The following is a 24030-nucleotide window of genomic DNA, read 5'->3' as shown; positions in this document are numbered from 1 at the left end:
CAGGCATAACGAGTGCACAACACCCGGGGCGCGAGGCGTCAAAAGCGGTGCATGAATCGCACCTACCTGCGATTATCGTCTCGCTTCACCGAACCTCCACATCGTGCCACGCAGGTGAAGCAACCGGGCCGAGACGATCGGAGCCCTATCCTTGTCCCGGCAAGGTCACGGACCACCCGGGTCCCCAGGGCTCCAGGCCATCGAGGCCCACACCCGGCCCCCGTAGCTCAGTGGATAGAGCAGGCGCCTTCTAAGCGCTTGGCCGCAGGTTCGAGTCCTGCCGGGGGCGCACAGCGCACACCACTTTGAGGCCCTCCACCCCGGAGGGCCTTTTTGCTGGTCAGACGCACCCTAGAGGGTTTCTCGTAGAGGTCGCGTAAGCGCCGGACCGACCTCGGGCGGCTGTGAGGGCGGTCCGGCACTGTCCGGCTGTCACCGGGTTTCTACGGGTGGCCACGGTGAATGCACGGTGAAGTTCTCCGTGCCCCCGTCAGCCCGCGTCAGGCAGCTCGGGGAGGTCCTCACCCGCTTCCATTCGCTTCTTGAGCTCGGAGAGCCGACCGGACACACAGCGGGCGTAGATGGCCAGCAGGATCGGCACGCTGTTCCCTGCCCACTCCGCGACCTGCGCCGGCGGAATGCCATCGTTGAGCCACTTGGTCAGCCGCGTGTGCCGCAGGTCGTACACCCACTTGCCCAAGGGTGAGGCGAACTCATCAGGGGTGAGGACCTTCACACGAGCGGATCGCCAGGCCCGACGAATGACGGAGCCTGCGAGCAGCTCGCCCCTCTCCCCCTGGAACAGCAGATCGCTCGGCTTCAGGTCCTCGGCCTTGATGTGCTCGCGCCCGCCTGATGGGAGACGGGCCGTCCGACCCCATTGGAGGTCGGTGAACTGGAGAGCGGAGTCGTACCAGTTCACGGCAGTGGCTTGCCTGATCACCACCTGAGCCAAGGTCTACGCTGCGGTGCGTGGACGATCAGACCTACGACGATGCCTACCGCGGTTGGCGAACGTCTCTGACGACCCTGCTGGCGGATCCCACACTGCTTGCTCGGTGGCAGGAGCGGCGCTTTCAGTTCGCTCATCGAGTCGGAGCCCTGTTGACCGAGGCGCATGGAGCGGGCCCTGCCATCACAGGACCCGCCCTCTACGGGGTATTCGCCGCTGGTGCGGGACTTTGCTACGTAGGGCAGACGCAGGAGGCCGAGCGCCGTCTGCGGGACCTGCCGGTGGGTGAGAGCCACCACCTGGCCAACACGGTGCCACCCGAACTTTGGGAGAGGGTGGTGGTGATCCGCTGGCCACTGCTGCTTCCCGAAGCACCTGTAAACGAACACTCGTTGGTCGAGGAGATGGGCCCCACGGTCTGCGGCCTCGCACTTGAGCACGCCCTACAGGTGGCAACGGCACCGCCGTTGAACAGTCGCCGGCGACGTACATCCGGCGACTGGCAACCGCGGAACCTCGCGCAGAGTCGCTCTCGTGGTGCAATCCACGCGCAATCCCTACCTGGTCTGACCCAGCTGGCTCTCGCTGCTTGGGTATCCCTCTCCAAGCTGGAGATACCCGCGTACTCGGCGGTTGTCGACACCGGGATCGGCCGCGCGGTGTCGCCGACAGCACTGCATTAGCCACCAGAAGACCAAGGCTGTCCCGTAAATGATCTACGACAGCCGATCGGGTAGCGGAGCCATGCCTCACCCAGCGAGGACAAGGTCACATACGCGTCACGCGGGAGCTATCGACCGGCTCGTACGAGCGGATTTCTCCTTCGGAGACTTCGATGATGAGCGAACTGGTCACGCGTACGTCGTCTACGGGGTGAGAACCCATCTCTACGCCGCCATCCACTGTGAGTTCATAGGTAGAGACGTTTAGGTCGGCACGGAACGCTACGGTCGCCTCCAGCGTGGCGTTTCGAGGGTCATCGCCGGGCTCCTTGCTTGTCGTCGCGTACTCCATGCGGATGTCCGACACATCGAGCACCTCGTACACCCGGCTCAGGGTGACGTCATTCAGTTCGGGCTGGTGTTGGTAGCTGTCGGCCAGCAGGAGCTCCTCATCGGCCTCGAAGCCGCCGAGGTCCATCTCCGGTTCGGCCCAGTCGTGATGAGTCCCCTTTGAGTAGTCCACCAGCGAGGAGAAGTAGTGGGTGATCCTGCGCTCCAGTACCTGCGGCCTCTCCACCAGCCTGAACAGCGCCTGGTTGAAGTCCTTCCAGTTCATCATCTGGGGAGGAGCCACCCGAAGAGCCTTGCAGGCGGCCTGAACATCGCCGTCCTGGCTGAGCAGGGCGACATCGTCGAACGAGCCACCGGCCTTTACCAGGACGTCCCGCAGCCAGGCGGAGTCGGAACCACCGGTCTTGACTCCCTGCTTTTTCCGGCCGGGCCCAGTCTGCATGACCTGGTCCCTCAGTCCAGCGCGTGCCGCGTCTCCGCTTAGCCCCACCATCGTGACGCCCGGCACGGCTTCCAGCTCCCTGAGAAAGTCCTCGGCGACAACCTGGCCATCCGAAGGGAGTACGGGGGGCTGCACCTTGATGCCTGCCGCAGACATCACCTTCACTGCGGACTTCGCTGCGACGCGGAATGCCTCGACCTCGCGGACTAGGTGCTCCGCCCACTCCAGGGCCACGAGCTCCGGAATCCATGTCTCGACTCCTGCGTCTGCTGCCAGGGCCGCGATCCGCCGCACCTTCCCCAGGTGCGGTAGTCCGTTGCCGAGCGCGTTAGCGTCGAAGATGATCGCGCGGAGAGGATCCGGCAGGGCGGGTGAAGTGTCCATGCGCACATCCTGACAAGGCGAGGGCTTGCGCAGCAGGGTTTTGAGAATTACCCGAGCGGCACCTACTTGGGTGCAGGGGTGGGGCCACCACCTCGCACCCACTACGCAACGCCCTGCCCTCAGGCCCGCGTACAGCAGACGGAATAGTGCCTTCCGGTGAATGCGCGGTGCCGAGCGGGTCGGCGGATTGGCGCCTACCACTACTTGGCGGGTCAGAGACCCGCGCCGTTCAGAGAAAGTCACTCTCTTCTCAAGCGCTTGGCCGCAGGTTCGAGTCCTGCCGGGGGCGCATCAGCCCAGCCCATGCCAGGCCCTCCCCCGGGAGGGTCTTTTCGGCAGGTCACCGCACGGTAGCGAAGGCGGCGTAGCGACCGTGTAAGAAACAGAAGCCGCCCCCCATTGACCCCACACCGGCCGCCCGTCTAGCTTTCGACGAGTCAGGTTGAAACCTTTCAGTCCGTGCGCCCTGCGGTCTCGCTACCGGCGCGCCCACCCGCCCGGGGGTCCCGATCATGCAGCGCGTCTGCTTTCTGCTGAACGTCCGCAAGGACCGCGTCGACGAGTATCGCGAGCGTCATGCCTCGGTCTGGCCGGACATGCTCGCCGCCCTCTCCGAGGCGGGCTGGCACAACTACTCGCTCTTCCTGCGCGAGGACGGGCTGCTGGTCGGCTATCTGGAGACGGAGGACTTCGACGCGGCCCGCGAGGCGATGGCCGCGACCGAGGTGAACGAGCGGTGGCAGCGTGACATGGCGGAATTCTTCGAGCAGCCGGAGGCGGCGGACGAGGCCATGGTGCCGCTCACCGAGGTGTTCCACCTGGCGTGACGCGCCCGCGGAGCCGCGCTCAGCCCGCCGCGGCCAGCAGGACGAAGGCGGCGAGCGAGAGTGCGGTACGGAAGCGGTGGAGGGCGTTCCACCGGGTCTCGAACGCGGTACGGGCCGCACTGTCGTCGCCGCCCTCGGACTCGGCCAGCCCGGTGTTCAGCGGGATGTTGCCGGCGATCGTCATCAGGTGGGAGACGACGGCGCACGCCAGCGCCACGGCGACCAGCGGCCACCCGTCGTCGCCGTACTCGGTGAAGACCGCGACGGCCGGGAAGGCGATCACGCCGAGGAACAGGACGAGGAAGACGGGCCCGGGGACCTTCTCGTTGAAGCGGCGCATCGCCGTGGTGAAGCCCTCGTCGGGCAGGGCGGCGAGTCCGGGCATGATCGCGATGAGGAACGTCAGCATGAAGCCTGCGTAGAGGCCGGTCGTGATCACGGCGAGAGTCAGGAACAGGGAGTCCATGGGCTCATCATGGCGCGGCGCGGCCGGTCGTACAGCCCGTATGCGCAGGGCTGTACGACCGGCTCCCGCTGCGGCGCGGCGGGGCGCCGCTCAGTCCATCTCGCCCTCGTCCGCGCCCGCACCTGTGTCGGCGCGGCCGCCCTTCAGGCGGTCCGCCCGGCCGATCGCGGTGGCCAGTTTCGCCACCGAGTCGTCCTCGGTGCTCCGGGCCAGTTCGTCTACCTTCGTGGCGAGTTCACCGAGCCCGGGCGCGCCCGGCAGCGTGCCGCCGCGCAGGTTGTCCGCGAAGTAGGCGGCCGCGGCCGTCACTTGAAGCCGGATGCTCCTGCCGCCCCACAGCTTGCCGTCGATCCCCCCGGTCCCGACCGATCCGGTCTCCTCGTGCGCCGCCCGGGACTTGGGGTCCATCCAGCGCACCGTGGCGGTGGCGACACGGCCGGAGGCGCCGTCCCGCAGGCGTACGGCGTAGAGCGCCGTCACCGTGTGGCCGGGGCCGATCTCGCCGCCGTCCACGCTGTCGTTGCGGAAGTCGTCGTCGGCGACCTTGCGGTCCTCGTAACCGATCAGCTTGAACTTCTCCACGGTCTTCGGGTCGAAGGCGACCTGTGCCTTCGCGTCACGCGCCGTCAGTTCGAGGTGTGCGGGCAACTGGTCGACGAACACCTTGCGGGCCTGTTCCTCGTCGGCGATGTACGTGGTGTGACCGTCACCCTTGTTGGTGAGCTGTTCCATGAAGGCGTCGCCGTAGTCGCTGCCCACGCCGACCCCGAAGAGGGTGATGCCGTAGTCGCGGCGGGCGGAGTCGATCCGTTCGAGGATCGCCTCGGCGTCGGTCTCGCCGGTGTTGGCGAGTGCGTCGGAGAGCAGGACGACGCGGTTGTTGGCGCCCTTGCGGTGGCCCTCGACGGCTTCCTCGTAACCGCGCCGGACGCCTGCCCCCACGTTGGTGGAGTCGGCGGGTTCCATGGAGTCGACGGCCTCGTGGATCCGCCCCCGGTGGTCCCGCAGCCGGGTCATCGGCAGGACGGTCCTCGCCTCGTCGCTGAAGGTGACCAGGGAGACCGAGTCGTCGTCGCGCAGTTCGTCGGTGAGGATGCCCAGCGAGGTCTTCACGAGTCCGAGGCGGTCGGACGAGGCCATCGAACCGGAGATGTCGACGACGAATGTGAGGGCGGCGGGCGGCCGTTCGGCACTGCTCGGCGCCGCCTTGGTGGCCAGGCCGACCCGTACCAGCGACCAGCCCCCGGAGCCGGCGCTCGCGCCGTCCACGGAGACGGAGAAGCCGTTGCCGGCAGGGCGGTGATAGCCCTGGCGGAAACTGTTGACGAACTCCTCCGGCCGTACGGTCTCCGGGCCCGGCAGCCTGCCGTCGGCGAGGGTACGGCGCGCGTATCCGTACGAGGCGGTGTCCACGTCCAGCGCGAACGTGGACAGGTAGTCGGGCGCGATGGATTCCCTCAGCCCGTCCGCCTTCTCCGCGCCGTCCGCGGGCTGCGCCGCGTCCGCGGCCGCCCCGCCGGGTGCGGCCGGTGCGGGACCGGCCGCCCGTTTGCCGCTCTCGGCGGCACTCCTGTCGCTCGTCCCGCCCCCCGAGCAGGCGGTGAGCAGTACGCCCCCCGCGAGGAACAGGCCCACGGTGCTTCGGTACGTCCTCGTCCGGCGTTTCATCCTTCGGCCCCCAGCGTCGTCGTGTCACCACTGGTGAATGTGACGTGCGAGCAGGGGCGTCGGAGCCCTCGAAGGGGTTGCGGAACCGTCTCGATGCGGCAACGGCGCACGGACATCCGGCGGAATGTCAAGGTCAGGACACGATGTCCTTACGGCTGAACCCCCGGAAGGCGAAGGCGAACAGGATCAGGGCATACGTCACCGAGATGGCCGTGCCCTTCGCCATGCCGGCCCACTCCAGGTCGGGCTGGAGCGCGTCGGCCCACGCGAACTGCCAGTGGGCGGGCAGGAAGTCGCGCCAGGAGCCGAGCGCGGTGACCGCGTCCAGCACATTGCCGACGATGGTCAGCCCGACCGCCCCGCCGACCGCGCCGAGCGGGGCGTCCGTCCTGGTCGACAGCCAGAACGCCAGCCCCGCGGTGACGAGTTGCGACACGAAGATGAAGGCGACGACGAGCGCGATCCTCGGCACGGTGTCCCCCGTCGCCAGTGCCCCGCCGGTGGGCAGTTCGAGCGGTCCCCAGCCATACGCGGCGGCCCCCGCGGCCAGCGCGACGAGCGGCAGCAGCACCATCGCGGCGAGGCTGAAGCCGAGCGCCACGACGAGCTTGCTCCACAGCAGCCTGGCCCGGGGCACCGGCGCCGCCAGCAGATAGCGCAGCGAGGACCAACTTGCCTCGGAGGCCACGGTGTCGCCGCAGAACAGCGCCACCGGAACCACCAGCAGGAAGCCGGCAGAGACGAACAGGCAGGTCGCCGCGAAGTTGGCGGCGGACGCGGTCGCGGTGTCCATCAGGGTGAGCCGGTCGCCGCCCCCGGGCCCGCCGTCCGGGGTGCCACCGATCGCGAACGCGATGATCAGGATGAAGGGCAGCGCGCCCAGCACCCCGCCCATCAGCAGGGTGCGCCGCCTGCGCAGCTGGCGTACCGCCTCGACACGCAGCGGAAGGGTGCGCCGGGCACGGTATCCGGGCGCCTCGGGTGCTTCGGCGACTTCGGCTGCGGTACTCATGCGGAGCCTCCGGAGATGAGGGTGAGGAACGCGTCCTCCAGGCGGCGGTGCGGTCCGACGCCGGTCAACGGCATGTCCAGGCGCACCAGTTCGGTGACGAGCTGCGGCGAGGTGGCGCCGTCGAGCCGGACGAGCAGGCCGTGCCCGTCGTCGGTACGGACGGCGGATCCGATCCCCGCGAGCACAGCGATCTTCTCGACGAGCGGTTCGGTGATCTCCTCGGCGGAGGTGACCAGCACCATGTCGCCGGAGCCGGTGATCTCGGCGACGGGTCCGGCCTGGACGAGCCGGCCGCGGTCCATGACCACCAGGTGGGTGCAGGACTGCTCGACCTCGGACAGGAGGTGGCTGGAGACGATGACGGTACGGCCGCCGGCCGCGTACCGGATCATCACGTCCCGCATCTCGCGGATCTGGGGCGGGTCGAGCCCGTTGGTCGGCTCGTCCAGGATGAGGAGGTCCGGCATCCCGAGCATGGCCTGGGCGATGGCGAGACGTTGCCGCATGCCCTGCGAGTACGTGCGCACGGCCCTGGCCAGTGCGTCGCCGAGCCCGGCGATCTCCAGGGCCTCCTCGATGTGCGAGTCCTCGGCGGGCCGTCCGGTGGCCTGCCAGTACAGCTCCAGGTTGGCGCGGCCGGACAGGTGCGGCAGGAAGCCGGCCCCTTCGACGAACGCCCCGACGCGGGACAGCACGGGCGCACCGGGCCGGATGGCCCGTCCGAAGACGCGGATCTCGCCGTCGTCGGGCGTGATGAGCCCCATGAGCATGCGCAGCGTGGTGGTCTTGCCGGCGCCGTTCGGCCCCAGCAGTCCGAGCACCTGTCCCTTCTCCACGCGGAAGGACAGTTCCCTGACCGCGTACCGGTCGGCGGACTTGGCGTACTTCTTCGACAGGCCGGTGATCTGCAGCGGTACGTCGGTGAGTGCGGGGTCGGGGGCGGGCGTGGCGGTGCGGCGCCGGGTGGTGAGCAGCAGGGCCGCCGCGATCACCGCTGCGGCGACGGGGAGCCCCCAGGTCCACCAGGGCAGGGCGGCCGCGGCGGTCTTCAGGCCGGGGGCGGTGGGCAGGGTGAGCGGGCCGTCGAGGGAGACGGTGTAGGTGGTGGGCGCGGCCGGTGACGCGTAACCGAGGTCGGTGGCGGCCAGCACGAGGCGCAGGCGGTGACCCGAGTCGAGTTCGTGGTCGACGGCGGGCAGCGTCAGCTCCAGGGGTCTGCCCTGCTGCTCGGGGGTGATCCGGTAGGGGGCGACGAGCTGGGAGGGGAGCACCTGCTGCTTCCCGTCCGGCGACACGTCGTACACCTTGCCGAACAGCACCGCGTCGCCCTGTCCCGCCGTCACGTTGACGCGGACGGTGGGTGAGCCGGTGATGCGCCGGGAGGCGGTCAGCGGGGCGGACTCGAAGCGGGCGTACTGCCCGGGGAAGTCGACGGAGAGCCCGACACCGAGGGTGGACAGCTGCGCGAGGCCACCGCCGACGCCAGGAACGGCGGAGATGGCGGGCGGGTTGGCTCCGGCGGGGTTGCGGAACTTCTGCTCGCCACCTCGCAGTTCGATGCGCTCCGGGCCGCTGCGCAGCCCCGGATAGGTGTCGCTGCTCGCGCCCCGGGTGAGCGCGGCCCCGTCGGTGGAGTCGATGCCGCCGGTACGGGTGACGCGGAAGGCGGGGCCGGTGGCGGCGCTCTCGTCCTTCTTCAGATAGCGGTCGAACCAGTCCCCGACCCGCTTCTGCACCCGGCCGGTCTCCCTGTCGCCGCCGTCGTGTCCGCCGGCGATCCAGTCGACGGAGACGGGTGCGCCGTTGGCCTTGATGGCCTTCGCCATGGCGTCGGCCTGGCCGAGCGGGAAGAGGGAGTCGGTCTGCCCCTGCACGATGAGCGCGGGGACCTTGATGCGGTCGGCGACGGCGCTCGGGGACCGCTCGGTGAGCAGGGCGCGCGCGGCGGCGTCCGGCTTGCCGCTCACGGCGACCCTCTCGTACATGTCGCAGAGCCGCTTCTCGAAGTTCTCGCAGCCGCCGCCGGTGGTGACGAAGATGCCGGCCCAGAGCTTCTTGAACACCCCGTCGGGGAAGAGGGCGTCGGCGAGGTTCCAGTAGGTGATCTCCGGGGCGATGGCATCGACGCGCTGGTCGTACCCGGCGGCGAGGAGCGAGACCGCGCCGCCGTAGGAGGCGCCGGTGATCCCGACGCGGGGGTCGCCCTTGCCGTCGAGCAGCACTTCGGGGCGGGCGGCGAGCCAGTCGATCAGCCGGGAGACGTCCCTGACCTCGTGGTCGGGGGCGTTGAGCGAGATCTTGCCACCGGACCTGCCGAAGCCGCGCGCGGACCAGGTCATGACGGCGTAGCCGTCGGCGGCCAGTTGCTCGGCCTGCGCCCGGGTCTCGGCCTTGCTGCCGCCGAAGCCGTGACCGATGAGCACCGCGGGCCGGCGCCCGGTGCCACCGGTGGTGTAGTACGAGGTGTCGACGGACACCCCGTCGACGCGCATCATCCGATCCTGGCGGTGCACGGCGGGCGCGCTGTCATCGGCCACGGCGGTCCAGGTGCCCGCCCCGGCGAGCACGACGAGCGCGGCGATACCCGCGGCCCACCGGCCGCGGGCGCGGGGCAGCAGGCGCCGCCACCGGGACGTACGCGCAATAGGGGTCTCCATGCTGTCGAGCCTATGCGGGGCGCCGCCCCGCCCACGCTGCCGTCAGGCGGAGGTCCCCGGCATCCTTTGGGCGTACGGAGCTCCGTCGGCGTACTCCGCACGCGGTATGCCCCCCGCGCGGCCCGGCTCGACCGCCAGAGGGCCCGTCATGGACGACTGGGCGTGAATCCGGCGCGCGCCCGTCGCCGGCCTCGAAGCTGCCCGGCACCTCTACGACGGTCCGGCGCGTGCGGAGAGGGCGGCTCTGTGCCCCGCACGTCGCCACTCAGGGACGGACGCGAAACGGCCGGGGTGTCGGGCCCCTACGGGTCCGGTGCGTAAGGAGGAGCGCCGTCTCAGCTCTTGAGGCCGGCCATCAAGTCCCGCATGTCGCTGATCATGGCGGCCTTGTGGGGGGCCAGATCCGGCAGTTTCCCCTGTTCGTCGCCGGGCCCCGGCCCCTCGCTGCCGGCCCAGTCGAGGGAGGCTGTGAGGGCGAGGGAAAGGACCGCCCCGCCGTCCAGGACCCGCAATTCCTGTTCCCCGCCGTCCAAGGAGAGCAGAAACGCCTTGTCGCCGAGCTCCGGCACCCCCTCCACCTCGGTCTCCGGGGCCACCCCGAGCTCGGTCGCGGTCCGCCCCGCCTCGAACTCGACGCGCGGGTCGGTCTTCTTGTGCAGCGCGATCTTGATCGTGACGGTGTAGCCGACGAACCAGCCCTTGTCCGACCGCTGCTGGGCGCTCTCGGGACGGAGGGGGATGTAGCACTGGGCCCGGTCGAGAGCGGCATGCCGCAGCATCCCTGCCTCGAACCCCCGCTCGGGCTCTCTGGGCGCGATCGCCGCCCCGATCGACCGTAGCCCCACGGCCGGACAGGGATCCTGGCTCAGCCGGTATCCGTGCATGTCGGGCGCCCCGTCACGCGGGCCGTCCGTGAACAGCAGCGCCCCCCACACGGCCGACGCCGCCACGGCCCCGCCGAGGGCCCACAGCCACCGTGCCCCCGGCGCCGGAGCGCGCGGCGGGCGCGCGCCTTCCGGCCGCGCGCCGGAATGGTCCAGCACTTCATGTCCGGCGGACGCGCCGAACTCCCCCGCCATCTCCGGCTCGGAAATCATCCTGTCCCCTCGGCCGCCCGCAGCACCCCGCACCTCAGCGCCATGATCCCCCATGCCCCTCCCGTGCGGGGAGGTTCGCGCTGCCTGCTCGGGCGGCAGCACGGGCGCGATGCCTGCTGCCCGGGTAACTCGCCGGTCCGCGCGCCCGGCCACTCGCCACCCGCTCCCGCATGCCTGACGGCCTATCATCATTGCCATGACCGACCTGGATCTCATCCGTATCGTGTCCCGCGACTCCCCCATGGCGCTCGCCCAAGTGGCACGGGTCCGCGCCGAACTGGCCGCGCTCCACCCAGGCACCCGCACCGAAGTCGTCCCGGTCAGGACGACCGGCGACAAGTGGATGGGCGACCTCAGCGCGGTCGAGGGAAAGGGCGCGTTCACCAAGGAGGTCGACCAGGCTCTGCTCGCCGGCGACGCCGACCTCGCGGTGCACTGCGTCAAGGACATCCCCGCCGACCGGCCCCTGCCCGCCGGGACCACCTTCGCGGCGTTCCTCAAGCGCGACGACATCCGGGACGCCCTCGTCCACCCGGCCGGAGTCCGCCTCGACCAGCTTCCGCCCGGCACCCGGATCGGCACCTCGTCCGTGCGGCGATCCGCGCAACTCGCCGCTTCGCACCCGCACCTGGCCTGCGTACCGATGCGCGGCAACGCGAACCGCCGCCTGGAGAAGCTCGCCGCCGGGGAGGCCGATGCGCTGCTCCTGGCGGTCTCCGGGCTGGAGCGCATCGGCCGCACCGACGTGATCACCGAGGTCCTGTCGCCCGAGGTGATGTGCCCGCCGATCGGGGCGGGGGTCCTGGCTCTCCAGTGCCGCGAAGGCGACGCCGGGCTCATCGACCTCGTGAGCCCGCTCGGCGACCCTGCCACGCACCGCGAGACCACCGCCGAGCGCATGTTCCTGCACGTCCTTCAGGGGCACTGCAACTCGCCGATCGCCGGGTACGCGCAGGTCGAAGGGACCGGTGAACTCTCGCTCCGGGCCAAGGTCTTCACCCCCGACGGCAAGACGGTCCTCAACGCCCACGAGTGGGCCGGCCGCCTCGACCCCGCCACCCTCGGCACCTCGGTGGCCGTCGCCCTCCTGCGTCAGGGCGCGCGCGAACTGATCGACGGCATCGCGCACTGAGCGGTGCGCGGCTCACCCCGTCCCCGGAGTCGCCGAAGGCGCCGCGTAGACGCGCTCCTCCGGCAGCAGCCGGGCTGCCGCCTCGGCCTTGCCCGCTCCGACCAGTCCATGGATCTCCCGCACGAGCGGGGTGACATCGTGGATCGCCACCGTCCACTCGTCCGCGTACCGCCGCGCCGCCTCCCCCGCCAGGCCCAGCTGGAGGGAGCGGTACGGGAGCCGGTTCAGGTGCAGGTCGCGTTCGGGGTCCCACTGAACGCGGGCCGGGGCGCGGCGGAGGGTGCGCTGCCAGGTGGCACGGTCGGGGTGCACGCCCCGCTCGTAGTGCGAGAGTTCGGCGTGGGCCAGCGCCCAGTCGAAGCCCTCGCGGGTGATCTGGACAGCCAGGACGGTCTCCTGGCCCTCCTTCGCCGCCCAGCCGCAGCGATACATCATCCACAGGAAGCTCGGCTTGATCCATGTCATGCGGTCGCGCTTCCAGGCGGGCGGGAAGCGGCCGTCACGGGCGGCGGGGAGACCGAGGGCCGGGGAGTACGCCTGGTAGACGGTGACGGTCGTGGCGGTGTGGAGCGCGCGGATCTGGTGCTGCGGTGGGGCGGGTGCGGTCATGGGGACATCCCAGCAGCGACGGGCGCCGGGGGCGAACAGTTTTCCGACGCCGCCTGAATGAAGTGGTCCGGACGACTGCCCACTTGAGGCCGGGCGGGGCCCGCGTCATCCCTGGACACTGACATTCGTCACACCGAGGTCAGTACACACGGCTCTGCCGGGGAGCGGGGTCCGGCGGCCAGTCTGTACGTATCGAGAGCGGGAGCCGCGAGGGCGCCGCCGATACGGGAGGAACCCGTCATGAGCAGCCCGGTCGCCACCGTCACCGCACCTGCCGTCGGCGCTCCGGCCGTTGCCGTTCCGTTCTCGCCCCGCAAGGCCCTGCTGGACAGCCTGATGCCGCTGCTCGTGGATGTGGCGGTGCCGCTCGCCTCGTACTACCTGCTGAAAGCCGCGGGGACGGGCACCTTCGGCGCGCTGGCCTGGAGCAGTGTGGTGCCGGCGGTGCGGACGGTGTGGGGCGTGGTGCGCGACCGGCGGCTCAACGGGCTTGCGGCGCTGATGGTGACGGTCAACGCGGTGGGGCTGCTGCTGAGCCTGGTGGCCGGTGACCCGCGGCTGATGCTTCTCAAGGACAGCGGGGTCAGCAGCACGATCGGTCTGGTGATCCTGGTGACCGCGCTGCGCGGGCGGCCGATGATGACGGCGGCTCTGCGGCCGTGGCTGACGCGGGGCGAGGCGGCCAAGTCCGCCGCGTGGCAGCGGCTTTCGGTGGAGTCGGACGCGTTCCGGCGGGCCGAGGTGCGGTTCTCCGCGGTGTGGGGTGCGGCGCTGCTGGCCGAGTGCGTGGTGCGGGCCGCGGGGGCGTACACCGTGCCGGTCGAGACGATGGTGTGGGCCGGCACGGTGGTCCTGGGGGCGGCGATGGTGCTGGCCTTCGTCGTCTCGGGGCGGGTCGCTGTCGTACCGATGGAGCGGATGATCGAGGAGGCGGCCGGTACCGGTCGCTGACCTCCCACGAACCACTGCAGGGCCGCCCCGGGGGAGCGGCCCTGCAGTGCTGTGCCGTGCGGGGAGGAGCGGGTCAGTGGTTGCTGGGGAAGCCCAGGTCGACGCCGGCGGGGGCGTCGGCCGGGTCCGGCCAGCGGGTGGTGGTGACCTTGCCGCGGGTGTAGAAGTGCACGCCGTCGTTGCCGTAGATGTGGTGGTCCCCGAAGAGCGAGTCCTTCCAGCCACCGAAGGAGTGGTAGCCCACCGGCACCGGGATCGGGACGTTGATGCCGACCATGCCGGCCTCGATCTCCAGCTGGAAGCGGCGGGCGGCGCCGCCGTCCCGGGTGAAGATCGCGGTGCCGTTGCCGTACGGCGAGGCGTTCATCAGCGCCACGCCCTCCTCGTACGTGCCGACGCGCAGCACGCACAGGACCGGGCCGAAGATCTCGTCCTGGTAGGCGTCCGAGTCGGTGGAGACGTTGTCGAGGAGGGAGAGGCCGATCCAGTGGCCGTCCTCGAAGCCCTCGACGGTGTGGCCGGTGCCGTCGAGTACGACGTCGGCGCCCTGGGCGGCCGCGCCGGTCACGTACGAGGCGACCTTGTCGCGGTGGGCGGCGGTGATCAGCGGGCCCATCTCGGACGTCGGGTCGTTTCCGGGACCGATCTTGATCTTCTCGGCGCGGTCCTTGATCCGGGCGACCAGGTCGTCGGCGACGGCGCCGACCGCGACGACCGCGGAGATCGCCATGCAGCGCTCACCCGCGGATCCGTACGCGGCGGAGACGGCGGCGTCGGCGGCGGCGTCGAGGTCCGCGTCCGGCAGGACGAGCATGTGGTTCTTGGCTCCGCCGAGCGCCTGGACGCGCTTGCCGTTGGCGGACGCGGTGGCGTGGATGTAGCGGGCGATCGGGGTCGAGCCGACGAAGGAGACGACGTCGACGTCCGGGTGGTTCAGCAGGCCGTCGACGGCGACCTTGTCACCGTGCAGGACGTTCAGGACGCCGTCCGGCAGGCCGGCCTCGGAGGCCAGTTCAGCAAGGAGGTTGGCCGCCGACGGGTCCTTCTCGCTGGGCTTGAGCACGAAGGTGTTGCCGCAGGCGATGGCGAGCGGGAACATCCACATCGGCACCATGGCCGGGAAGTTGAACGGGGTGATGCCGGCGACGACACCGATGGACTGACGGATCGAGGACACGTCGACCCGGGTGGAGACCTGGGTGGACAGCTCGCCCTTGAGCTGGGTGGTGATCCCGCAGGCCAGCTCGACGATCTCCAGACCGCGGGCGACCTCGCCGAGCGCGTCGGAGTGCACCTTGCCGTGCTCGGCGGTGATCAGGGCGGCGATCTCGTCGCGGTGGGCGTCCAGCAGCGCACGGTAGCGGAAGAGGATCGCGGTGCGGGCGGACAGCGACGAGGTGCCCCACGTCGCGTACGCGTCCTTCGCGGCGGCCACCGCTGCGTCGACCTCGTCCGGGGAGGCCAGGGCGACCTGAGTGGTGACGGCTCCGGTGGCCGGGTCGGTGACCGGGCCGTAGTTGCCCGACGCGCCCTCGACGGTCTTGCCACCGATCCAGTGGTTGACGGTCTTCATACGGTGTCTCCTTCAGAGGTGTGGCGGCGTCGGTCGGTGGGGTGTCGCTCATGCTCTCCCGTGCTGTGACCGCCGACGGACTAGTGGCCTTCTTCGGCTGGGAGGGTGCTGAAGATCCTGTCCGGATCAGGGAGCGGAGCCTGGTGCGTGCGGCTGCAAGGCGCCGGAGCGTCCTCATAGCGGAGCTATCAGGACGCTTCGGCAACGCCGCAGATGTGCGTGCCAGTCGTTGCGGGCCCAGCCAGGGTCTTCAGTACCCTCCTCCTGCCAACATCCCACCACGCCCGCGCCGGAGGGGGGCCCGACACTGTGTCTGCCGTTTCGGTACCGGCGTAGACACAAGGAGGACGGTCCGGGCGGGGGCATGCCGGCCGCGGCGAGGGCGGAGGGGGCGGCGGCACCTGGCGCGGACCGTTGCCGCGCAGCCCGACGGGTACCTCCGGCGCGGGGCCGTAGCGAGCGGGGAGTCGTCGCTCGCACTTCGCTCCTGCCAGGGCGAAGCGGCCGCCTGCGCCGGAGGCGATCTGCGCATGGGCACCACGCGTACAGACGGGAAGTCGGAAACCCCGCTGAACACTCCTGTCCGGCCCAGCAGTTCAAAGATCTCATCTGAGGTGTGCACCGTACAGCCACCGGCCGACGGCAGTACCGTCCCCTCACTCTCCCCGGTGACAAGTAGGTGAACTCCTCCCGGTTCCGGGCCCCGGCGGCCGTCCCGGGAGTGACGTCACGGCGGTACGCGGTGTTGTCCCCGAAGAGAGGACGAGGCCCCGCGCCTACGGCACCGGCCCCGTCACCGCATCGTCCGAGGAGTACCCCACCGTGATCCGTACGACTCCGCCGTTCCGCCGCGCCGCCCGGAGCTCGGCCCCGGCCGCGCTCGTCCTGGCCGCCGCACTGGCCCTCGCCCCCGGCGCCACAGCCGACGAGAGCAACGTGCCCCCGGCCGGCTCCAGCCCCGTCTGCGCCTTCTACGACGGGGACGGGCTGACTGCGTTCGGCGAACAGGGCGAGCGCGTCTCCCAGGTGCAGTGCATGCTCGCCAACCGGCGCTACCTGCCGTGGGAGGCGGTCGACGGCGTGTTCGGGGCGCGGACCCTCGCGGCGGTCCAGCGCTTCCAGGCCGACCACCCGCCCCTCGTCCCGGACGGCCTCGTCGGGCCGCGCACCTGGTCGGCGCTCTGGCACGCCTGACGCCCGGGGTGCGCCCCCCGGATCGTGGGGCGCACCCGCCGGCCCAGGCTCCGTCACCTTCGCCCCCTGTGCTTCTTCTGTCCCGGAGGTGACCCCTTCGTCACGCATGTCTCCGTTACGCGGGTTTTCCGTCACAGGCGCTCGACAGCCCCACCCCACCTCCCGTCGCCCTCGTTCACCGGACAGAGGCTGAGTGATCCGCAGCGTCCGTGCCGCAGTTCCCCCGACGGCCCCCCGGCCACCGCTGCGGCGCAGAGAGGTGGCACGTATGACGGACAGAAGGCTCTGGTCCTACAAGGAGATCGCCGCACACATCCGGGTGCAGCCGGATACCGTCCGCTCCTACCGCAAGCACGGTCTTCTCCCGGCTCCGGACCACGTCGAGAGCGGCAAGCCCTACTGGTTCGCGGACACCGTCCGCGCCTGGGTCGCCGCCCGTCCGGGCAACCGGGGCCGCCGGGAGTGACCGCCCTTCACCCGGTTGGCCCACCATCCCGGGAGTCACTCGCATTGATACCCCCTAGGGGTATATAGTCGAGAGTGTGGAGGCGCACCGCCCTTACCGGCGTCCCCCCGGCCCCCTGCCGCCACATCCATTTGTGCTCGTCGAAGAGGAGAACACGATGACCGCCGAGACCCAGCTCCCCCAGGCGACCGGCTCCTGCTGCTCGCCCACCGGTTCCTGCCACGACCCCGCGGGCACGGACGCCGAGCAGGGCGGCGTGACCACCGTCTACCAGGTGACGGGCATGACCTGCGGACACTGCGAAGGTGCGGTCTCCGAAGAGATCTCCGCCCTCGAGGGTGTCACCTCGGTGAAGGCGGTGGCGTCCACCGGGCAGGTGACGGTGGTCTCCCGTGCCCCCCTGGACGAGGAGGTTGTGCGCGCCGCCGTCGACGAGGCGGGTTACGAGCTCGCCGGCCGCGCCTGACCGCACCGGGATCCACCGCACTCGCACCACCCCCTTGCCGCCGGGCCGGTCCGACCAGCAGATACTGGTGGGGCACGGCCCGGTCGGCGTTTCAGGAGTTCGGACATGCACAGCGCAACAGATGTCGAGATCCCGGCGGCGGAGAGTTCGCGGGCCGAGTTCACGATCGGCGGGATGACCTGCGCGTCCTGCGCGGCCCGGGTCGAGAAGAAGCTGAACCGGATGGACGGGGTCACCGCCACCGTCAATTACGCGACGGAGAAGGCCCGGGTCGCCTACGGTCCCGGGACCGGTCTCGCGGATCTGATCGCCACGGTCGAGAAGACCGGTTACACGGCGACGCCGGTGCGCCGCCCGGTACCGACGCCGCCCGTTCCCCTTCCCCCCGCACCGGCGCCCGCGGCCCCGGCATCGGCTCCGGAGACCGATGACGACACCGGGACCCATACCGCGGCCCGGGCCGGCGCCGACGACGACGCCTCCACCCTCGCCGCGCTGCGGCTCCGGCTCATCGTCTCGGCCGTCCTCGCCGCCCCCGTCGTGGCGCTCGCGATGATCCCCGCCCTCCAGTTCGACAACTGGCAGTGGCTGTCCCTCACACTGGCAGCCCCCGTCGTCGTCTGGGGCGGCCTGCCTTTCCACCGCGCCGGCTGGACCAACCTCCGGCACGGCGCGGCCACCATGGACACCCTGGTCTCGGTCGGGACCCTCGCCGCCTTCGGCTGGTCGCTGTGGGCCCTGTTCCTCGGCGACGCGGGGATGCCCGGCATGCGGCACGGCTTCGACTTCACGGCCTCCCGCGCCGACGGCGCCTCCACCATCTATCTGGAGGTCGCGGCAGGGGTCGTCACCTTCATTCTGCTGGGCCGCTATCTGGAGGCGAAGTCCAAGCGGAAGGCGGGTTCCGCCCTCCGGGCGCTGATGCACCTGGGCGCCAAGGACGTCGCGGTCCTGCGGGGCGGTGCGGAGGTACGCATCCCCGTGGGCCGGCTCGCCGTCGGCGACCGCTTCGTCGTCCGCCCCGGCGAGAAGGTCGCCACCGACGGCACCGTCGTCGAGGGCACGTCGGCTGTGGACGCCTCCATGCTCACCGGTGAGTCCGCTCCCGTCGACGTGCGGGCCGGGGACTCCGTCACCGGGGCCACCGTGAACGTCTCCGGCCGGCTCGTCGTCGAGGCGACCCGGGTCGGGGCCGACACCCAGCTGGCCCGGATGGCCCGGCTCGTCGAGGACGCCCAGAACGGCAAGGCCGAGGCACAGCGGCTCGCCGACCGGATCTCCGCGGTGTTCGTCCCCGTGGTCCTGGTGACCGCCCTGGTCACCCTGGTCACCTGGCTGCTGGTGACGGACGACGCGACGGCCGCGTTCACGGCCGCCGTCGCCGTGCTGATCATCGCCTGCCCCTGCGCCCTCGGACTCGCCACCCCGACCGCCCTCATGGTCGGCACCGGACGCGGCGCCCAGCTCGGCATCCTGATCAAGGGCCCCGAAGTCCTGGAGACCACCCGCCGCATCGACACGATCGTCCTCGACAAGACCGGCACCGTCACCACCGGCCGCATGACCCTCCAGACCGTCCACACCACGAACAACGCCACCGAAACCGACGTCCTGCGCCTGGCCGGAGCCCTGGAACACGCCTCCGAACACCCCATCGCCCAAGCCGTCGCCACCGGCGCCACCAACCACACCCGAGCACCCCTCCCCACCCCCGAGAACTTCACCAACCTCCCCGGCCTCGGCGTCCAGGGCACCGTCGAGGGCCACGCGGTCCTCGTCGGCCGCCCCCGGCTGCTCGCCGGCGCCGGAATCGGCATCCCCGACGCCCTGGCCGCCGCGATGACGGAGGCAGCCGCCCAGGGCCGTACCGCGATCGCGGTCGCCTGGGACGGCGAGGCACGCGGTGCCCTCGAAGTCGCCGACGCGGTCAAGGACACCAGCGCGGCCGCCGTCGCCGACCTCCGCGCGCTCGGCCTGACGCCGATCCTGCTGACCGGCGACAACCGCGCGGTGGCGGAATCCGTGGCCCGTGCGGTCGGGATCGACGAGGTCCGCGCAGAGGTGCTGCCCGAGGAGAAGGTGCACGTCATCGAGCGGTTGCAGGCCGAGGGGCGGGCGGTCGCCATGGTCGGTGACGGGGTCAACGACGCGGCGGCACTGGCCACCGCGGACCTCGGCCTGGCGATGGGAACGGGCACCGACGCCGCGATCGAGGCGAGCGATCTGACGCTCGTTCGTGGAGATCTCAAGGTGGCAGCCGATGCCATCCGGCTCTCGCGCCGCACCCTGGCCACCATCAAGGGCAACCTTTTCTGGGCATTCGGTTACAACGTTGCTGCTCTACCCCTTGCGGCATTTGGCCTGCTCAACCCTATGATTGCGGGAGCGGCGATGGCCTTCTCCTCGGTCTTCGTCGTGACGAACAGCCTGCGCCTGCGGTCCTTCACGTAATTTCCACAAAGAGACTTAGATCACACCGGTTCAGGGGTAACCATTCGGCGGGTTCGCGAGTCTTAGAGTGCGATGCCAAAGGATGTCTTGGGGGACGTCCGACGGAGGGTCTTGGGGGACGCTCCGGGCACGCGTAGGCCGGGGCACGTGCACCGGGGAGCTTTGAGCGGCCCTCCCGTCCGTACGTACCCCGGCAGACCGCAGGCGGCACGCGCAGGCGGTACGAGGAACAGCGCAGGACCAGCAGTACCCGAGGAACCCAGGAGCTTCGGCTCCCACTGAACGCCCGGCCGGATCCCGTGGGGGGAATCCGCTCCGGGATATGGGAAGCGCCTCGTTGTCGGCCCGTGGGGGGATCGACGGCGGGGCGCTTCTCGCTTTCCCGCGGGAGCGCTCCCGCGGGAAGGACGGGAGCGCGGGAGCGCGCCGGCGGGAGCCCGTCGGCGGAAGCTGTCCGGACAAGCAAATCGCCCCGGACACCGCGCTCTGTGCGAAAGCGCGGCAGTCGGGGCGAAGGCAACCGGCCGTCAGGGCCGGGGTGGTGCGGGGGCGGTCCGGGGGTCAGCGGCCCTCGACCGGGACGAAGTCGCGCAGGACCTCGCCGGTGTAGATCTGACGCGGGCGGCCGATGCGGGAACCCGGCTCCTTGATCATCTCGTGCCACTGGGCGATCCAGCCCGGAAGGCGGCCGATCGCGAAGAGCACGGTGAACATCTCGCTCGGGAAGCCCATGGCCCGGTAGATCAGACCGGTGTAGAAGTCCACGTTGGGGTAGAGGTTGCGCGAGACGAAGTACTCGTCGTTGAGCGCGTGCTCCTCCAGCTTGAGCGCGATGTCGAGCAGCTCGTCGGACTTGCCGAGCGAGGACAGCACGTCGTGGGCCGCGGCCTTGATGATCTTGGCGCGCGGGTCGAAGGACTTGTACACCCGGTGGCCGAAGCCCATCAGGCGGACGCCGTCCTCCTTGTTCTTCACCTTCTGGATGAAGCTGTCGACGTCGCCGCCGTTGGCCTGGATGCCCTCGAGCATCTCCAGGACCGACTGGTTGGCGCCACCGTGCAGGGGGCCCCACAGCGCCGAGATGCCGGCGGAGATCGAGGCGAACATGTTCGCCTGCGAGGAGCCGACCAGACGCACGGTGGAGGTCGAGCAGTTCTGCTCGTGGTCCGCGTGCAGGATGAGCAGCTTCTCCAGCGCCGAGACGACGACCGGGTCCGGCACGTACTCCTGGGCGGGGACCGAGAAGGTCATGCGCAGGAAGTTCTCGACGTAGCCGAGGTCGTTGCGCGGATAGACGAACGGGTGGCCGATCGACTTCTTGTACGCGTACGCCGCGATGGTCGGCAGCTTGGCCAGCAGCCGGATCGTCGAGAGGTGACGCTGCTCCTCGTCGAACGGGTTGTGGCTGTCCTGGTAGAACGTGGACAGCGCGCTGACGACCGAGGACAGCATGGCCATCGGGTGGGCGTCGCGCGGGAAGCCGTCGAAGAACCGCTTGACGTCCTCGTGCAGCAGCGTGTGCTGGGTGATCTCGTTCTTGAAGGTCGACAGTTCATCGACCTTCGGAAGCTCACCGTTGATGAGCGTGTAGGCGACCTCGAGGAACGTCGACTGCTCGGCGAGCTGCTCGATGGGGTAGCCGCGGTACCGCAGGATGCCCTGCTCGCCGTCGAGGTAGGTGATGGCCGATTTATAGGCAGCGGTGTTGCCGTATCCGCTGTCCAGCGTCACCAGACCGGTGTTCGCCCGGAGCTTCCCGATGTCGAAGCCCTTGTCGCCGACGGTGCTGTCGATCACCGGGTAGGTGTACTCGTCATCGCCGTACCGCAGTACTACAGCGTTGCTGGTGTGCTCGCTCACGTCATCCCTCACCGACGTAGTGCCTCTTCTTCGAGGTTCCCTGACTGTCTCCACCCTCCCCCATTTGGCTCAGGAGAGTGCACTCGGGGTCGTCCATTGGACCTACTCGCGGCACTGAGTGCCGCGAACTTATTCATCCTGCCCCCTTGACTGCGGTTGCGGAAGACCTCCGTGATGTTTCCCACCGATTTGATCGATCATTTTTACCGAGGATCCTCCTTCCGCACCTCCCCGCAGCCGGTAATCCAGCGCCGTACAGCGTCTGCCTGCGGAAACCGTGCGGACCGCCTGGCCGATCGCCTGCCGGGAGCCGACCAGCACGACGAGCTTCTTGGCCCTCGTCACGGCCGTGTACAGCAGGTTCCGCTGGAGCATCATCCAGGCGCTCTTCGTCACGGGGATGACGACGGCCGGGTACTCGCTGCCCTGGGAGCGATGGATCGTCATGGCGTACGCGTGGGACAGCTCGTCGAGCTCGTCGAAGTCGTAACTGATCTCCTCGTCCTCGTCCGTGAGCACGCTCAGCTTCTGTTCGTCCAGGTCGAGGGCGGTGACGACACCAACGGTCCCGTTGAAGACACCGTTCTCGCCCTTGTCGTAGTTGTTGCGGATCTGGGTGACCTTGTCACCGACGCGGAACACCCGGCCGCCGAACCGCTTCTCGGGCAGACCGGGGCGGCCCGGGGTGATGGCCTGCTGGAGCAGCCCGTTGAGATGACCGGCTCCGGCCGGGCCGCGGTGCATCGGCGCCAGCACCTGCACATCCCGGCGCGGGTTCAGCCCGAACTTGGCCGGGATGCGACGGGCCGCCACATCCACCGCGAGCACCCCGGCGTCCTCCGTCTCGTCCTCCACGAAGAGGAAGAAGTCGCTGAGGCCCTGGGTGAGAGGCGGTACGCCGGAATTGATCCGGTGGGCGTTGGTGACGACCCCGGACTGCTGGGCCTGGCGGAAGATGGTGGTCAGCCGGACCGCCGGGACGGGGCTGCCACCGGCGAGCAGATCCCGCAGCACCTCCCCCGCACCGACCGAGGGCAGCTGGTCCACATCGCCGACGAGCAGGAGATGGGCCCCGGGCGCCACGGCCTTGACCAGCTTGTTGGCGAGCAGCAGGTCGAGCATGGAGGCCTCGTCGACGACCACGAGATCCGCGTCGAGCGGTCGGTCCCGGTCGTACGCCGCGTCGCCGCCCGGCTTCAGTTCGAGCAGGCGGTGCACGGTGGACGCCTCGGCGCCGGTCAGCTCGGAGAGCCGCTTTGCCGCCCGCCCGGTGGGCGCGGCCAGCACCACTTTCGCCTTCTTGGCGCGGGCCAGCTCCACGATCGACCGGACGGTGAACGACTTCCCGCAGCCGGGCCCTCCGGTCAGCACGGCCACCTTGCGGCTGAGCGCGAGCCGCACCGCCGCCTCCTGCTCGGGAGCCAGCGTCGCACCGGTCCGCCCCGCGAGCCACTTCAACGCCGCGTCCCAGTCCACGTCCCCGAAGGCCGGCATCCGCTCCTCGGGCGTCCGCAGCAGCCGGCGCACCTGGGCGGCCAGGGCGATCTCCGCCCGGTGGAACGGCACCAGGTAGACGGCCGTGATCGGCTCACCGCCCTCGGGCGACGGCACCTTCTCCCGTACGACACCCTCCGGCTCGGCGGCCAGCTCGGCCAGGCACTCGATGACGAGCCCGGTGTCGACCTGCAGGAGCTTGACCGCGTCCGCGATGAGCCGCTCCTCGGGCAGGAAGCAGTGTCCCTGATCGCTGGACTGCGACAAGGCGTACTGCAGCCCGGCCTTGACCCGCTCCGGGCTGTCGTGCGGAATGCCGACGGCCTGGGCGATCCGGTCCGCGGTGAGGAAGCCGATGCCCCAGACATCGGCGGCCAGCCGGTAGGGCTGGTTCTTCACGACGGAGATCGAGGCGTCCTCGTACTTCTTGTAGATGCGGACGGCGACGGACGTCGAAACGCCCACGCTCTGGAGGAAGACCATGACCTCCTTGATCGCCTTCTGCTCCTCCCACGCGGCGGCGATCATCTTCGTCCGCTTCGGCCCGAGCCCGGGGACCTCCACGAGGCGCTTCGGCTGCTGCTCGATGATGTCGAGGGTGTCCACACCGAAGTGGGTGGTGATCCGGTCGGCCATGACGGGCCCGATGCCCTTGATCAGCCCGGAGCCGAGGTAGCGGCGGATGCCCTGGATGGTGGCGGGGAGGATGGTCGTGTAGTTCTCGACGGTGAACTGCTTGCCGTACTGCGAGTGCGAGCTCCACCGCCCCTCCATCCGCAACGACTCGCCGGGCTGCGCGCCGAGCAGCGAGCCGACGACGGTGAGCAGGTCATTGGCACCACGCCCGGTGTCGACGCGCGCGACCGTGTACCCGTTCTCCTCGTTGGCGTACGTGATGCGCTCGAGTACGCCTTCCAGGACGGCCATGTTCGGCGTGGAGGGGGCCGTGGACGACGTGGTGGACATGGTGGTGACGGTACTTGGCCGGGCTGACAGCGGTGCCCCGCGTCGGAAACTGGCGTACGTCACGAGGACTGGAAGACGATCGGCGACATGATCGGTGCTGCCGCGCTGCCGCCCGAGAAACGGCAGCCGGTCAGGTGATCTTCGTCAGCGCTTCGCCCTTGTGCATCGCGACGTGGTCAGTCCTGTCGCTCTTGATCTCGTACTGGGGACTGTCGGGGCTGCAACGCCGCGTACGGCCCTTGAACTCCACGTCGTCGGTGTGGACCTGGGTGATCCGGCCCTCCACATGGCCCGCTTCGGAGTTCCAACGCACATGGTCCCCGGTCGCGAAATCGCTGGTCATCGGTTCG

The 24030-nt window shown here is 70.1% G+C and carries 20 protein-coding genes, 1 tRNA gene and 1 pseudogene; 9 read left to right on the top strand and 13 right to left on the bottom strand.

The window, feature by feature from the left end; all coding sequences use genetic code 11:
• The first annotated feature begins 216 nt into the window (after positions 1-216).
• Positions 217-289: transfer RNA gene (locus OG538_RS24130), tRNA-Arg, on the top strand.
• Between the two features lie 201 nt (positions 290-490).
• Here the strand turns inward: OG538_RS24130 and OG538_RS24125 are convergent.
• Positions 491-946, bottom strand: coding sequence for a hypothetical protein (locus OG538_RS24125; RefSeq protein ID WP_406096854.1), 456 nt, complete (start codon positions 944-946; stop codon positions 491-493).
• A gap of 26 nt (positions 947-972) precedes the next feature.
• On the opposite strand from OG538_RS24125, the gene OG538_RS24120 reads away from it, so the two are divergent.
• The gene (locus OG538_RS24120; protein WP_406096853.1) at positions 973-1635 is read left to right on the top strand and encodes a hypothetical protein; all 663 of its coding nucleotides are present in this window, start codon (positions 973-975) and stop codon (positions 1633-1635) included.
• 85 nt (positions 1636-1720) lie between these two features.
• On the opposite strand, the gene OG538_RS24115 is transcribed toward OG538_RS24120, so the two are convergent.
• Positions 1721-2791: a hypothetical protein gene (locus OG538_RS24115; protein WP_406096851.1), complete on the bottom strand. Its 1071-nt coding sequence runs from the start codon at positions 2789-2791 to the stop codon at positions 1721-1723.
• Between the two features lie 512 nt (positions 2792-3303).
• Between OG538_RS24115 and OG538_RS24110 the strand changes: the two genes are divergently transcribed.
• Positions 3304-3618, top strand: a complete 315-nt coding sequence (locus OG538_RS24110) for an L-rhamnose mutarotase (RefSeq protein ID WP_406096849.1) — start codon at positions 3304-3306, stop codon at positions 3616-3618.
• Between the two features lie 19 nt (positions 3619-3637).
• On the opposite strand, the gene OG538_RS24105 is transcribed toward OG538_RS24110, so the two are convergent.
• The 5 genes from OG538_RS24105 to OG538_RS24085 form a co-directional block, all read right to left on the bottom strand.
• On the bottom strand, positions 3638-4084 hold the full coding sequence (locus OG538_RS24105; protein WP_406096847.1) for a DUF1772 domain-containing protein: 447 nt from the start codon (positions 4082-4084) through the stop codon (positions 3638-3640).
• 90 nt (positions 4085-4174) lie between these two features.
• Positions 4175-5752 (bottom strand): von Willebrand factor type A domain-containing protein, encoded by a 1578-nt coding sequence (locus tag OG538_RS24100; RefSeq protein ID WP_406096845.1) that lies wholly within the window; start codon positions 5750-5752, stop codon positions 4175-4177.
• A gap of 133 nt (positions 5753-5885) precedes the next feature.
• Positions 5886-6764 (bottom strand): ABC transporter permease, encoded by an 879-nt coding sequence (locus OG538_RS24095; RefSeq protein ID WP_406096843.1) that lies wholly within the window; start codon positions 6762-6764, stop codon positions 5886-5888.
• A complete protein-coding gene (locus OG538_RS24090; protein ID WP_406096841.1) occupies positions 6761-9421 on the bottom strand; it encodes an alpha/beta fold hydrolase in 2661 nt (886 codons plus the stop codon). The genes OG538_RS24095 and OG538_RS24090 overlap by 4 nt, the downstream gene beginning before the upstream one ends.
• 335 nt (positions 9422-9756) lie before the next feature.
• Positions 9757-10518 (bottom strand): hypothetical protein, encoded by a 762-nt coding sequence (locus OG538_RS24085; RefSeq protein ID WP_406096839.1) that lies wholly within the window; start codon positions 10516-10518, stop codon positions 9757-9759.
• Positions 10519-10714: 196 nt separating this feature from the next.
• On the opposite strand from OG538_RS24085, the gene hemC reads away from it, so the two are divergent.
• A complete protein-coding gene (gene hemC, locus OG538_RS24080; protein WP_406096837.1) occupies positions 10715-11650 on the top strand; it encodes a hydroxymethylbilane synthase in 936 nt (311 codons plus the stop codon).
• Positions 11651-11662: 12 nt separating this feature from the next.
• Here the strand turns inward: hemC and OG538_RS24075 are convergent, their stop codons facing one another.
• On the bottom strand, positions 11663-12259 hold the full coding sequence (locus OG538_RS24075; protein ID WP_406096835.1) for a DUF4291 domain-containing protein: 597 nt from the start codon (positions 12257-12259) through the stop codon (positions 11663-11665).
• A 240-nt stretch (positions 12260-12499) separates the two neighbouring features.
• On the opposite strand from OG538_RS24075, the gene OG538_RS24070 reads away from it, so the two are divergent.
• On the top strand, positions 12500-13210 hold the full coding sequence (locus tag OG538_RS24070) for a VC0807 family protein (protein ID WP_406096833.1): 711 nt from the start codon (positions 12500-12502) through the stop codon (positions 13208-13210).
• Positions 13211-13283: 73 nt separating this feature from the next.
• Here OG538_RS24070 and OG538_RS24065 read toward each other — a convergent pair whose 3' ends face one another.
• Positions 13284-14783, bottom strand: coding sequence for a CoA-acylating methylmalonate-semialdehyde dehydrogenase (locus OG538_RS24065; protein ID WP_406096831.1), 1500 nt, complete (start codon positions 14781-14783; stop codon positions 13284-13286).
• Positions 14784-15193: 410 nt separating this feature from the next.
• Positions 15194-15480, bottom strand: a pseudogene (locus OG538_RS24060) (5-deoxy-glucuronate isomerase); the annotation flags it as partial.
• 125 nt (positions 15481-15605) lie between these two features.
• Between OG538_RS24060 and OG538_RS24055 the strand changes: the two are divergent.
• The 4 genes from OG538_RS24055 to OG538_RS24040 all read left to right on the top strand — a co-directional run bounded on the left by OG538_RS24055 (position 15606) and on the right by OG538_RS24040 (position 19360).
• On the top strand, positions 15606-15977 hold the full coding sequence (locus OG538_RS24055; RefSeq protein ID WP_406096829.1) for a peptidoglycan-binding protein: 372 nt from the start codon (positions 15606-15608) through the stop codon (positions 15975-15977).
• A gap of 268 nt (positions 15978-16245) precedes the next feature.
• Positions 16246-16443 carry a helix-turn-helix transcriptional regulator gene (locus OG538_RS24050; RefSeq protein ID WP_406096827.1) on the top strand — a complete coding sequence of 66 codons (198 nt, stop codon included), beginning with the start codon at positions 16246-16248 and terminating at the stop codon, positions 16441-16443.
• Between the two features lie 157 nt (positions 16444-16600).
• On the top strand, positions 16601-16909 hold the full coding sequence (locus OG538_RS24045) for a heavy-metal-associated domain-containing protein (RefSeq protein ID WP_406096825.1): 309 nt from the start codon (positions 16601-16603) through the stop codon (positions 16907-16909).
• A gap of 105 nt (positions 16910-17014) precedes the next feature.
• Positions 17015-19360, top strand: coding sequence for a heavy metal translocating P-type ATPase (locus tag OG538_RS24040; RefSeq protein ID WP_406096823.1), 2346 nt, complete (start codon positions 17015-17017; stop codon positions 19358-19360).
• A gap of 561 nt (positions 19361-19921) precedes the next feature.
• Here OG538_RS24040 and OG538_RS24035 read toward each other — a convergent pair.
• From OG538_RS24035 to OG538_RS24025, 3 genes are all read right to left on the bottom strand, one after another.
• The gene (locus OG538_RS24035) at positions 19922-21220 is read right to left on the bottom strand and encodes a citrate synthase (protein WP_327711111.1); all 1299 of its coding nucleotides are present in this window, start codon (positions 21218-21220) and stop codon (positions 19922-19924) included.
• A 129-nt stretch (positions 21221-21349) separates the two neighbouring features.
• Positions 21350-23680, bottom strand: a complete 2331-nt coding sequence (locus tag OG538_RS24030) for an ATP-dependent RecD-like DNA helicase (RefSeq protein ID WP_406096821.1) — start codon at positions 23678-23680, stop codon at positions 21350-21352.
• Positions 23681-23810: 130 nt separating this feature from the next.
• Complete coding sequence (locus OG538_RS24025) at positions 23811-24023, bottom strand: DUF2945 domain-containing protein (RefSeq protein WP_406096819.1); 213 nt, start codon at positions 24021-24023, stop codon at positions 23811-23813.
• Positions 24024-24030: the final 7 nt, after the last annotated feature.

The sequence above is a fragment of the Streptomyces sp. NBC_01013 genome, from assembly GCF_045162765.1.
GTDB lineage: Bacteria > Actinomycetota > Actinomycetes > Streptomycetales > Streptomycetaceae > Streptomyces.
Note: the sequence above shows the minus strand (reverse complement) of the source record. Positions and strands in the feature narration are given on the sequence as shown.